We start from the raw sequence: 11,905 nt of genomic DNA on the forward strand, positions 1-11,905 counted from the left end.
AAGGGAACAGAGAATGCAGGGAAAGTAATTTTTCCGGACACTGTTCCCTTTTCGCTATTAGCTATTGAGAGTAATATAGACAACATAGTTATTTATATGGTGTGAGGAGTGGGGATCATGAAACATTTTAAATATTTAGTTTCAATTTTAGGGACTGGTGCGGTTTTGAGTCTATCTATAAATACCCAACCAGTAAAAGCTCAAGTAGCTTATGGTAGCTATGTTGGTATTGGCCCAACAATTGGACTGAGTGATGGTACTCAAATAGGTGGGGTGTTGGCTTTCCGCTACAAGTTACTAGAAACACCTGTATCTTTTCGCGCTCAAGCTTTAATTGGTCAAGGAACAGCAATAGTACCTACTGTTTCCTATGATATCCCCTTGAATTGGCAAACAGATGCTTATTTAGGTGCTGGAATGGTATTGACAAGTGGGAATGAAGCTTCTCCTGTGGGTAATAAAATTAGTTTTGCTTTGCAACCGGGAATTGATTATGTAGTTCCTAATAGCAATACGGTGATTTTTGGTAACGCAATTATTGCTTTTGATGCCTACCGCAATGGTGGAGGTACTGCTTTATCTTTGCAAGGTGGTGTTGGTTTAAGATTTTAAATAATAAAAAAGTAGGTTGGGTTAAGCGACAGCGCAACCCAACAAATGCATTAATAATGTTGGGTTTATTTACGTCAACCTAATACCAAATAGAATAAATATCAAAAATAATTTTAGCTTGCTTCCCGTTCACGTAGTGTCTCCGACAGGAGAAGGGTACGGATATAAACACAGATAAAGATGGTTCAATAGATTTCAGGATTCTGTGCAGCCTCACATACAGTTGGTATATATTAAAAACGGGTTAAAAGTGTCATTCTGAACGAAGTGAAAATCTCCGAGATACTTCTCTACGAGACGCTCCGCGTTCACAAAGTGTCCCGAAGGGATACGCTGCACTACGTTACGCTCAGTATGACATAAGTCCAAATTTCACCCGTTTGCAGTATCACCTATTTTAAAAGTGATTAAATAAACATGAGATTATGAGCGACACATCAGGGATTCTCATCAAAAAGCCAGTTTCATTATTAAATAAAAAGATTAACTTTAACTTCGGGAGTTTCTTTACAGCATTAACCAAAGCTGGTGCAAATGCGGCTGTTGCAAATTTTGGTAATATACCAGAAAATTTTGTGGAAGTTGTCGCATCTGTTGGGTTAGGTAAAGAACCTGGAGAAGTTGCTTGGGATTTAATTCTTAGTGCTTTAATTCAAGCAATATGGACTTTAGCAGCAGAGAGAAAAGATTTATTACAAGATGCTGATAATAAAGATATTCAAACAATAGTTAATTATCGTTTAGAGCAATGTTTAAAAAAGTTAGAATTACAAGAAATAACTATTGATATTAACTTTTTTGATCATCCTGAAAGCTTGGTAATTATTGAAGAAATCAAAACACCTTTTGGACAGTGGTTAGAAAGCTTTGGTGTAAGTTCAGCAGAAGCGAAAATTATTAGTAATCAAATTCCCAGTCAGTTTGTCTATGCACTGCACAAAGAATGGTTAAAAAATAGTGATAAATATCAATCTTTAATAAATAACCTCAATAGTCCTTTTGTTAAAGCCACTGCACGACAACAAGCATGGACAATTTATAGCGCGTGGCTGGAAAATCAAGTTAATGAAAGGATGTTTGATGAAGCCTTTGGTTTAAAACAGGTTTATGTGCCGTTGCGGGGTTATTATAAACGCAAAATTAAGGTTAAAAAATCTGAGGCTTTTGGTAGAGAAGAAGATAAATTTGAGCAGATTGTTGTTGATTTAGAAACAGAAGTAGAAAATTGGTTAAATAAAGCTGATTCTCAAGATGCTATTAGGGTAATTAGTGGGAGTCCAGGTAGTGGTAAATCTTCCTTCGCCAAAATATTTGCAGCTAACCAAGCTAAAAAGGGAGAAGTTAGAGTTTTATTTATTCCTTTACATCGGTTTGAAGTTACTGATAATTTAACTAATGCTGTTGGTAATTTTGTTTTGAGTAATGGCTTGATTAAAGAGAATCCTTTAGAAGGAAATAATTTTGATTCACGATTATTAATTATCTTTGATGGTTTAGATGAGTTGGCAATGCAGGGTAAACTTGGAGCAGAAGTTGCTAAAGATTTTATTCTGAAATTAGAGAGAAATTTAGATAATTTTAATCAACGGGAAACTCGTTTACAAGTTTTGATTACAGGACGCGATTTAACAATTCAAGCAAATAGCAGTTTATTGGATAATTCATCACAACAAATATTGTATGTTCTGCCTTATTTTTTAGAAGAAAATGAAAGAGATAATTACATTGATGAACAAAAATTGTTAGAAACAGACCAAAGAAATTTATGGTGGCAGCGTTATGGTGAAGCAAAGGGAATAGAATATACTGGTTTACCATCTGAGTTAGATCAAGGAAAGCTAAAAGAAATTACTGCTCAACCTTTGTTAAATTACTTGGTGGCTTTAAGTTTCGCTCGTGGTGAAGTGGATTTTTCAGCAGATAGTAATTTAAATAGTATTTATGCTGATTTACTTAAAGCAGTTTACGAACGTAAATGGGCAGACAAGAAAAAACATCCCATAAATCAAGAATTTGGAATCAAAGATGAGGAAGAATTTGCAGAAGTTTTAGAAGAAATTGCTTTGGCTTGTTGGCACGGAGATGGTAGAACTACAACAGTTAGTAAAATTGAGAAAATTTGTAGTGACAATAATCATTTAAAAAATCTTTTTGAGGAATATCAGCAAGCAGCAGAAGCAGGTGTAACTCGTTTATTGACTGCTTTTTATTTCCGCCAAAGTGGAGTTAGGGAACAGGAGAAAACTTTTGAATTTACTCATAAGAGTTTTGGTGAATATTTGACAGCTAGACGGATAGTAAGAGAATTAGATTTAATTCATGATCAGTTAGAAGAACGTCAAAACAATCGTCGTAAAGGATGGGATGAAAAAGAGGCTTTAAAACAATGGGCTATTTTGTGTGGGACATCCCCTCTAAATGAATATCTATTTAGCTTTATTTTTGATGAAATACGTTTACAAGAACTAGGAAATGTTGCCAAATGGCAGCAAACTTTATGTAATTTGATTAGTTTTATGTTAGGTGATGGTATGCCGATGCAAGAATTGAATTTATCTAACTTTCATGAAGAAAATCGGCAAGCGCGAAATGCAGAAGAAGCGTTATTAGTTGTGTTGAATGCTTGCGCTAGAGTAACAAAGAAAGTTTCCGAAATTCAATGGCATTCCCTGCAAGATTTTGGTGTCTGGATTTCTCGATTACGAGGACAAAGATCTGATTTTTATAATCAGATTTTTTGCTTAAATTATTTGAGTTATCTAGATTTGCAGAATTGTATCCTAATCCATCAAGATTTTTATCTAGTGGATCTTCAAATGTCTAATCTTCAAATGTCTAATCTTCAAATGTCTAATCTTCAAATGTCTAATCTTCAAGGGGCTAATCTTGAAGGAGCGAATCTTCAAGAGGTAAATCTTCAATGGGCTAATCTTCAATGGGCTAATCTTCAATGGGCTAATCTTGAGGGGGCGTATCTTGAGTTGGCGAATCTTCCAGGGGCTAATCTTCAAGGGGTTAATCTTCAACGGGCGAATCTTCAACGGGCAAAACTTCCACTGGCGTATCTTGAGGGGGCGAATCTTCAAGGGGCAATTCTTGAGGGGGCAATTCTTGAATTGGCGAATCTTCAAAGGGCTAATTTTCAGGGGGCTAATCTTCAAGGGGCTAATCTTCAGGGGGCAAATGTTAGAGGAACTATTCTGGAAGGTCAAGATTTAACGAAATTGAACACAGACACAGATTCCAGCACGGTGTGACAACAGCCGATATCATCAAAAGCTGTGTGAGTCAAAATCCTCGCGGTATAATTAGAAATTGTGCAAATCAGCGAGGATACAGATGATTGCTGCTGTGAATATTTCTTCAATTTCCCCTACCAATGACACTGGTGTAGCTTCTCATAGTCTCTTTGTTTGCAAAACCTGCGCCAGTGTTTGGCAAGATGGTAAGCGTGTCGGTGAAAGCGGTGGTCAAAAACTTTTACAAGAAATTCAACAACTCGCCCAAGATTGGGATTTACGCGATGAGTTCCCCATCAAAGAAGTTGAATGTATGAGTGCTTGTAACCGTTCCTGTGTCGTCGCTTTCGCTGGTGAAGGCAAGTTAACTTATCTATTCGGTGATTTGCCGGTTGCAGGTTGTGCTGAGGCTGTGCTGGAATGTGCCAGTAAATACTACTCTCAGCCTGATGGTGTGCTGCCTTGGTCAGAACGTCCTGAACCTTTAAAAAAAGGCATTTTAGCCAGGATTCCGTCTTTATCAGTTAATTAAATAGGCTTGTGTAAATTTAACTTGTATGGGTATGGCGGGCAAGATGCCCACCCCACAAGAGTTTTATTTAAAGAATTCACAATCTAAAATTTCAAATTCAAAGTTGCTATGTTGCGTATTTTGATTCTGGGTGGAACTGGTGACGCTGCTGAATTAGCTGCTAAATTGGCTAATATTAGTGGTGTGGATGCGATCGCATCTTTAGCCGGTCGTACCCGTGAACCTTCTGCCCCTATTGGTAATTTCCGCGTTGGCGGTTTTGGTGGTGTCACAGGTTTGGTTGAATATTTACAACATCAAAAAATAGATGTGTTAATTGATGCAACTCATCCCTTCGCCAATCATATCTCCTGGAATGCAGCCGCAGCAGCAACAGAAACAGGTATTCCTAGATTATTAGTAAATCGTCCCCCCTGGGAAAAACAAGAGGGTGATATTTGGATTGAAGCAGAAAATATTACCGAAGCAGCCGCAGCTTTAAAAAACAAAGCACAACGGGTTTTTTTAACCATTGGTAGACAAGAAATCCCTGCTTTTTCCCATTTGCAAGAAATGTGGTTTTTAATGCGAATGATAGATCCACCAAATTCTGATGCAGTAATACCTCCTGGTTTAATGTTATTTGATAGAGGACCCTTTTCTTTAGAGGATGAAAGGGAAATTCTAAATCACTATTATATAGATACTATTGTTAGTAAAAATAGCGGTGGTAATGCGACATATCCTAAAATTATTGCAGCACGAGAAATGGGTATCAAGGTGGTGATGGTAAACCGTCCACCTTTACCACCAGGGGAACAAGTTGCAGATGTGGAAAGTGCTGTGAAATGGTTATTGGAGAAGTTAGGAAATGATTAGGGAAAGTAAAATAATACTGATTCCTATGGTTAAAGCTGGGGATGGAATATTACGCATAGAGGTTTTGTGGAAAAATTAAAGCTGTATATTAACAGCAAGATTAGCTATTTTAAAGTAAGTTCCTAAATTCTTCTACTTGGTACAGATGCGACAAAGTAACCATCAGTATCCCGTTCAATAATTACATTAAATTCTCTACTCATTTGGGTATGGTGATTGTATTGATATAGTTTATTTTAGAGTATTTTGGGTAAGTGATGCCTGCGGAGGGCGTAGCCATCGCTTTCTTTTTTTCACGCAGAGGCGCAGAGTCACAGAGAGAAATCAAGAGTGTGAGATCAATACATAACAAATTTTGTAAAAGCGAAAACCCTTCGATACTATGTTTCATATAATTGGTTTTGTAGTGCTTCAATTTCAGTATTAATGACAATATTTGAGTGGGAATATGTACTTTTTGAGTATTTAGCATTGAATTATGATTTTATACTGTAGCCAATTTTTCTTTGAGTTTTTCTAATATCATTAGATTTTGTACAAGTATATTTATCGTTGTTTCCTGCTGCTGAAACTGAGTTTTAATAGTAAGCGTAATTTTATTTTGAACTTTTTTATTTACTACAGCTTGAAGAGCTAAATTATCATCATTACTTTGCAAAGCAACTTTAGCTTTTTCATTCCAGTATTTAGCTTCTTTCTGTGCATTTTCAAAATCTTTCTGAATACCTTCTTGATTAGAAACAGCGTTTATTATAGCTTGTTCTATTTCATGAATAGCCTCTGCTAAAAAGTTAGTAGCGTCTTTTTTAAATTGAGTTTCCTTCTGCGGTTTAGGTTGTAGCAATAATGTTTCTTCAAGTGGCTCTAATATATCATCAGCCCATACATCAACATTTTCATCTTCAAAGCTGATTAATGTCCGTGAAACCTCTATGTTATTAGGCTTGCTGCATAATACTTCATTCTGTGATGCTGAAACTTTCTTCTCCCAAGAGTTAAAGCTGCTTTTAATTTCTTCTAATTTTGGTGTTTGCTCCTCTACAAGATTTTTTAGCCGACTAGATATGGCTTGATATCGTTCTTTCTGGAATTTTGCTTGACGTATTAAATCCTGATTACCTGCTTTTAAAGCAAGTTGATACCGATTTTCCCATTTATCAGCTTCTGCTTGAGCTTTTGCATAATCTCGTTGAGCAATTGTTTGAGCTACACTGGCTCTAGCTGCTCCTTCATGTAACTTTCCTAGAGCTTCTTTTGCTTGTTGATTTTGGTCGTAATTTGCCATAATTCATCACTTTTTATAGATAGAAAATGCTTTATCTATAATAATATCCTTTAGCTACTCATCAAAACTCCATCTGCGCTCTTCTCTGCGTATCTGTGCGAAACAAAACTATTATCCAACTCAAAACACCCACATCACAACCCCTAACGGTAAGGTAATAAAAGCCATATTTAGTAAAAATAAACAAAATAAATGACATCCATAGATTCCCACAAAAAAGCCAAAGCCCTCAAACCCGGAAGCGTGCGCCCCGCCAAAGAACTTTGTAGCGAATGCGGACTATGCGACACCTACTATATCCACTACGTCAAAGAAGCTTGCGCCTTCATTACCCAAAGAATAGACGAACTAGAAACCACCACCCATAACCGCCCCCGCAACCTCAAAGACGAAAACGAACTATATTTCGGTGTTCATCAAGAAATGATGTCCGCTAGAAAACAAGAACCCATAGAAGGCGCACAATGGACAGGAATAGTTAGCAGCATAGCCATAGAAATGCTCAATCGTGGCTTAGTAGAAGGCGTAGTCTGTGTACAAAACACCAAAGAAGACCGCTTTCAACCGATGCCCATCATCGCCCGCACCCCAGCAGAAATACTAGCAGCCAAAGTCAATAAACCTACCCTATCCCCTAACCTATCCGTATTAGAACAGATAGAAAAATCAGGAATGAAACGGTTATTAGTCATCGGTGTAGGTTGTCAAATCCAAGCATTACGAGCCGTCGAGAAAAAACTCGGCTTAGAAAAACTCTACGTACTGGGAACACCATGCGTAGATAATGTTACCCGCGCCGGACTGCAAAAATTTCTGGAAACCACCAGCAGATCCCCGGAAACAGTAGTTAGTTACGAATTTATGCAAGACTTCCGGGTACACTTCAAACACGAAGACGGTTCAGAAGAAACAGTCCCCTTCTTCGGCTTAAAAACCAACGTCCTCAAAGACATCTTTGCCCCATCCTGTATGAGTTGCTTTGATTACGTCAACTCCCTAGCGGATATCGTTGTGGGTTATATGGGCGCACCCTTCAAATGGCAATGGATAGTAGTCAGGAATGATACAGGCAAAGAAATGTTGGAATTAGTGAAAGACCAAATCGACACCCAGCCTGTGATGTCTAAAGGAGACAGAAAACCTGCTGTACAGCAAAGCATACCAGCTTACGACCAAGCCGTTACCTTACCGATGTGGGCTGCAAAATTGATGGGAGTAGTGATAGATAAAATTGGCCCCAAAGGACTGGAATATGCACGTTTTTCTATAGATTCTCACTTTGCGAGAAATTATTTATATGTGAAGCGGAATCATGGGGAGAAATTGGAAGCTCATGTACCGGAGTTTGCGAAGCGGATAGTGGGACAGTATAAGTTACCGGAATGATAGCTCACGCAGAGGCGCAGAGACACAGAGAGTTTTCAGAGTCCGTTGACTACTCGTGTGATGCCGTCTTTGATGAGTGGGACGTTAAAGTTAATTAGTAGTCCAACTTTTTTATTAGCAAGGCGTAGATAGGTTAATAGCTGCTTTTTGTGTACAGGATGGATAGTTTCCACTGATTTGAGTTCGACAATCACCTTGTCTTCAACTATCAAATCAGCACGGAAACCTTCTTCCAAAACCACACCCTCATAGAGGATGGGAATAATTACCTGTCTTCTCACCTCAAACTTTCGTCTCCTCAACTCAACATCCATCACCGTCTCATAAACCGACTCCAACAAACCAGGTCCCAAAGTAGTGTGAACCTTGTAGGCTACATCAACAATAACTCCCGAAATCTCATTCTCAATCATCCTCTCTGTGCCTCTGCGTCTCTGCGTGCAAAAATCTTACCTCATACCTCCCCCACAGCCTCAATAGCTGCTTGGAGTGCGATCGCAACATGAGTCCAATGAGTCCCTCCCTGGCAATACACAATATAAGGCTCACGCAAAGGCCCATCCGCCGATAACTCTAAGGTACTTCCCTCAATAAATGTCCCCCCAGCCATCACTACTTGGCTCTCATACCCCGGCATATCATCAGGAACGGGGTCTAAATAAGAACCAATAGGGGAACACTGTTGGATGGCTTTACAGAAGGCAATCAGCTTTTTGGCTGAACCCAGTTTAATGGCTTGAATTACATCCCCCCGTGGTGCTAAAGGTGCGGGGTTAACGGGATAACCGAGTTTGTCAAATACATAACCTGTGAGGTATGTTCCCTTCATGGCCTCACCCACCATCTGCGGTGCTAAGAATAATCCTTGGAATAAAAGGCGATTTTGATCAAAGGTAGCACCCCCAGCACTACCAATACCAGGAGCTGTTAGGCGACAAGCCGCAGCTTCTACTAAGTCAGCCCTACCTGCAATATACCCACCAGCACTGACAACGGTTCCACCAGGATTTTTAATTAATGATCCCGCCATTAAGTCAGCACCTACGGCTGTCGGTTCTTGGGTTTCAATAAATTCGCCGTAGCAGTTATCTACAAAACAAATGGTGCGCGGATTTTGCTGTTTGACTAGGTGGACAATCTTCCCAATATCCGCAATTGACAAACTCGGCCGCCAAGAATAACCACAGGAACGCTGAATTAACACTAACCTTGTACTATCAGTGATGCTAGTGCTTAAGGTTTGCCAATCCACTGTTCCTTCAGAATTTAGCTCCAATTGTCGATAATTTATGCCAAAATCAATAAGGGAACCTTGGCCTTGTCCTCGTAGGCCAATTACCTCTTCAAGCGTATCGTAGGGAGAACCAACTACTGCTAACATTTCATCTCCAGGACGGAGTACACCAAACAGCGCACAGGCGATCGCATGAGTTCCCGAAACAAACTGCACTCGCACCACCGCAGCTTCGGCACCCATCACTTCCGCGAATACTTTATCTAAAGTTTCTCGTCCTAAATCATCGTGTCCATAACCACTTACACCCGCAAAATGGTGTGCGCCCACACGATGATTACGAAAACCGTCTAGTACTCGTTTAAGATTATGCTTGACCTGAGCGTCAATACCAGAAAAAATCTCTAATAGTGCCTGTTCTGCTTGCCGCAGCTTTTCTAAGCTGTTCATTGTTTCCTCATTCAAAAAAATATAGATATGCGGATTTATGGCGCGTAGCGCCTAGCTACTCGAACGGATCGTGCAGACGGGGCTAAACAATTTTCTATTCAGGATATTGCATGACAATTGCTACTTCTAAACCTCAAATTAACTGGGTTAACACCCTATTTTTCGTTGGACTCCACGTCGGCGCTTTATTCGCTTTGGTTCCTAGTAACTTTAGCTGGAACGCCGTCGGTATTGCATTATTTCTCTACTGGGTGACTGGTGGTTTAGGCATTACCCTGGGATATCACCGTCTTGTTACCCACCGTAGTTTTCAAACACCCAAATGGTTAGAGTATGTCCTAGTTATCTTTGGGACATTCTCCTGTGAGGGTGGGCCAATTGAATGGGTAGGTACACACCGTATCCATCACTTGCACTCGGATACAGAAAAAGATCCCCATGATTCAAATAAAGGTTTCTGGTGGAGCCACATGGGCTGGATGATTCATTTCGCTCCGGCTCACGATGAAGTTCCCCGTTTCACTAAAGACATCATAGATGACCCAGTTTATCAGTTTTTACAGAAAAATTTCATTTTCTTACAAATTGCTTTGGGTTTAGCACTATTTTTCTTAGGTGGCTGGTCTTTTGTTGTTTGGGGAATTTTCTTTCGTATTGTTTGGGTTTACCACTGTACCTGGTTGGTTAACAGTGCTACCCATCAATTTGGCTATCGCAGTCATGAATCTGGTGATAAATCCACTAACTGCTGGTGGGTAGCCCTACTAGTATTTGGGGAAGGCTGGCACAATAACCACCACGCCTTTCAATACTCAGCCCGTCATGGCCTAGAATGGTGGGAAATTGATATGACTTGGATGACAATTCAATTACTGCAATTACTTGGCCTAGCTACAAATGTGAAGCTGGCTGATCGCAAGCAGTAAATCATAGTCAATATTCATATAGTCAATAGTCATATAGTCAATTATTTGTTGACTTGCGATTATTGGCTTTTAAATTGCGAGTATTGATATTTTTCACCAAAACTTTTTTGCAAATTCGGAAAATTTAGCAAATTTTTTTTTCAAGTGCGTTATTGTAACTTAGCTTGCTATAATCCGAAGAATTAATGTTACAAAACTTTGCGATTAGTTACTTTTTAGTAGCTTTGTAGAGAATTTTTGTTCTTTTTCAGGTATTCATGACTACAACAATTAACAACCAGATAAATAACGTTTCTACAGACCTTGGTAATTCTGACCTGAAGCTTAAAGATATTATCAAAAGTCTGCCAAAAGAATGTTTTCAGAAAAATAGTCGCAAGGCTTGGACACAAGTAGTACTTAGTCTCTTAATGGCTGGCTTAGGTTACTTCTTCCTGGCTATTTCTCCTTGGTTTCTGTTACCTCTAGCTTGGATTTTTACAGGAACTGCTTTAACAGGTTTTTTTGTTATCGGACATGATTGCGGTCATCGTTCTTTTTCCAACCGTCGTTGGGTAAATGATTTAGTTGGACATTTCTTCATGATGTTCTTAATTTACCCATTCCATAGTTGGCGCATTAAACATAATTATCACCATAAACATACAAACAAGCTGGATGAAGATAACGCTTGGCATCCCATTAGAACAGAAGTTTTTGAAAGTTGGGATAAAACCAGACAGTCAGCTTTTGTATTGTTCATGGAGAAACGCCTGTGGTGGGTAGGTTCTATTGGACATTGGGCTGTTGTGCATTTTGACGCACGCAAATTTCAACCAAAAGAACAATCTAGCGTCAAGCTTTCTGTAGCTGTCGTTATCATATTTGCCGCTATCGTTTTCCCCACACTCATTGCTACAACTGGTATTTGGGGATTTATCAAATTCTGGTTTATACCCTGGATGGTTTACCATTTCTGGATGAGTACATTTACAATTGTTCACCACACTACTGCTGATGTTCCTTTTACAACTGCTGACAAATGGAACGAAGCTTTAGCACAGTTATTCGGTACAATCCATTGTGATTATCCTCGTTGGGTAGAAATTCTTTGCCACGATATTAATGTCCACGTTCCCCATCATATTTCTACTGCCATTCCTTCTTATAATTTGCGGTTAGCTTACAGCAGCATTAAAGAAAATTGGAGCAGTTATTTACATGATGAATGTAAGTTTTCTTGGTCTTTAATGAAGCAAATTACAGACGAATGCCAACTCTACACAACTGATGTGGGCTATAAGACTTTCTCAGAATATTATGCAGGTAAATAATTAATAATTCAGGATAAGTTAGGACTTTAACTTTTATCCTCTTGAATTTATTCATGGCAATTTTTCATGC

Annotated in this window: 10 protein-coding genes; 7 read left to right on the forward strand and 3 right to left on the reverse strand. The window is 39.0% G+C overall.

The window, feature by feature from the left end; translation table 11 throughout:
- Nucleotides 1–117 precede the first annotated feature (117 nt).
- The 4 genes from ACOWPH_RS17875 to ACOWPH_RS17890 all read left to right on the forward strand — a co-directional run bounded on the left by ACOWPH_RS17875 (nucleotide 118) and on the right by ACOWPH_RS17890 (nucleotide 5,241).
- Nucleotides 118–612 carry a hypothetical protein gene (locus ACOWPH_RS17875; protein WP_015216728.1) on the forward strand — a complete coding sequence of 165 codons (495 nt, stop codon included), beginning with the start codon at nucleotides 118–120 and terminating at the stop codon, nucleotides 610–612.
- 425 nt (nucleotides 613–1,037) lie between these two features.
- A complete protein-coding gene (locus ACOWPH_RS17880) occupies nucleotides 1,038–3,869 on the forward strand; it encodes a pentapeptide repeat-containing protein (protein ID WP_015216729.1) in 2,832 nt (943 codons plus the stop codon).
- A gap of 82 nt (nucleotides 3,870–3,951) precedes the next feature.
- Nucleotides 3,952–4,383 (forward strand): DUF1636 domain-containing protein, encoded by a 432-nt coding sequence (locus ACOWPH_RS17885; RefSeq protein WP_015216730.1) that lies wholly within the window; start codon nucleotides 3,952–3,954, stop codon nucleotides 4,381–4,383.
- 108 nt (nucleotides 4,384–4,491) lie between these two features.
- A complete protein-coding gene (locus ACOWPH_RS17890; protein WP_015216731.1) occupies nucleotides 4,492–5,241 on the forward strand; it encodes a cobalt-precorrin-6A reductase in 750 nt (249 codons plus the stop codon).
- Between the two features lie 484 nt (nucleotides 5,242–5,725).
- On the opposite strand, the gene ACOWPH_RS17895 is transcribed toward ACOWPH_RS17890, so the two are convergent.
- Nucleotides 5,726–6,526, reverse strand: coding sequence for a PspA/IM30 family protein (locus tag ACOWPH_RS17895; protein ID WP_015216733.1), 801 nt, complete (start codon nucleotides 6,524–6,526; stop codon nucleotides 5,726–5,728).
- Between the two features lie 192 nt (nucleotides 6,527–6,718).
- On the opposite strand from ACOWPH_RS17895, the gene ACOWPH_RS17900 reads away from it, so the two are divergent.
- A complete protein-coding gene (locus ACOWPH_RS17900) occupies nucleotides 6,719–7,912 on the forward strand; it encodes a Coenzyme F420 hydrogenase/dehydrogenase, beta subunit C-terminal domain (protein WP_015216734.1) in 1,194 nt (397 codons plus the stop codon).
- A 35-nt stretch (nucleotides 7,913–7,947) separates the two neighbouring features.
- Here ACOWPH_RS17900 and ACOWPH_RS17905 read toward each other — a convergent pair whose 3' ends face one another.
- A complete protein-coding gene (locus ACOWPH_RS17905) occupies nucleotides 7,948–8,325 on the reverse strand; it encodes a GxxExxY protein (protein WP_015216735.1) in 378 nt (125 codons plus the stop codon).
- A gap of 41 nt (nucleotides 8,326–8,366) precedes the next feature.
- On the reverse strand, nucleotides 8,367–9,596 hold the full coding sequence (locus tag ACOWPH_RS17910; RefSeq protein WP_015216736.1) for an aminotransferase class I/II-fold pyridoxal phosphate-dependent enzyme: 1,230 nt from the start codon (nucleotides 9,594–9,596) through the stop codon (nucleotides 8,367–8,369).
- Between the two features lie 110 nt (nucleotides 9,597–9,706).
- Between ACOWPH_RS17910 and ACOWPH_RS17915 the strand changes: the two genes are divergently transcribed.
- Together ACOWPH_RS17915 and ACOWPH_RS17920 are read left to right on the forward strand one after the other, a co-directional pair.
- Nucleotides 9,707–10,522: an acyl-CoA desaturase gene (locus tag ACOWPH_RS17915; RefSeq protein WP_015216737.1), complete on the forward strand. Its 816-nt coding sequence runs from the start codon at nucleotides 9,707–9,709 to the stop codon at nucleotides 10,520–10,522.
- 257 nt (nucleotides 10,523–10,779) lie between these two features.
- Nucleotides 10,780–11,835 (forward strand): fatty acid desaturase, encoded by a 1,056-nt coding sequence (locus ACOWPH_RS17920; protein ID WP_015216738.1) that lies wholly within the window; start codon nucleotides 10,780–10,782, stop codon nucleotides 11,833–11,835.
- The last annotated feature ends 70 nt before the right edge of the window (nucleotides 11,836–11,905 follow it).

It is taken from the genome of Anabaena sp. PCC 7938 (genome assembly GCF_049315035.1).
GTDB lineage: Bacteria > Cyanobacteriota > Cyanobacteriia > Cyanobacteriales > Nostocaceae > Anabaena > Anabaena cylindrica.

Excerpts from the sequence above, each read along its gene's own strand:
- ACOWPH_RS17915 (WP_015216737.1), top strand. The coding sequence starts at position 9,707 with ATGACAATTGCTACTTCTAAACCTCAAATTAACTGGGTTAACACCCTA.
- ACOWPH_RS17880 (WP_015216729.1), top strand. The coding sequence starts at position 1,038 with ATGAGCGACACATCAGGGATTCTCATCAAAAAGCCAGTTTCATTATTA.
- ACOWPH_RS17920 (WP_015216738.1), top strand. The coding sequence starts at position 10,780 with ATGACTACAACAATTAACAACCAGATAAATAACGTTTCTACAGACCTT.
- ACOWPH_RS17895 (WP_015216733.1), bottom strand. The coding sequence starts at position 6,526 with ATGGCAAATTACGACCAAAATCAACAAGCAAAAGAAGCTCTAGGAAAG.
- ACOWPH_RS17875 (WP_015216728.1), top strand. The coding sequence starts at position 118 with ATGAAACATTTTAAATATTTAGTTTCAATTTTAGGGACTGGTGCGGTT.
- ACOWPH_RS17905 (WP_015216735.1), bottom strand. The coding sequence starts at position 8,325 with ATGATTGAGAATGAGATTTCGGGAGTTATTGTTGATGTAGCCTACAAG.
- ACOWPH_RS17885 (WP_015216730.1), top strand. The coding sequence starts at position 3,952 with ATGATTGCTGCTGTGAATATTTCTTCAATTTCCCCTACCAATGACACT.
- ACOWPH_RS17890 (WP_015216731.1), top strand. The coding sequence starts at position 4,492 with ATGTTGCGTATTTTGATTCTGGGTGGAACTGGTGACGCTGCTGAATTA.
- ACOWPH_RS17910 (WP_015216736.1), bottom strand. The coding sequence starts at position 9,596 with ATGAACAGCTTAGAAAAGCTGCGGCAAGCAGAACAGGCACTATTAGAG.
- ACOWPH_RS17900 (WP_015216734.1), top strand. The coding sequence starts at position 6,719 with ATGACATCCATAGATTCCCACAAAAAAGCCAAAGCCCTCAAACCCGGA.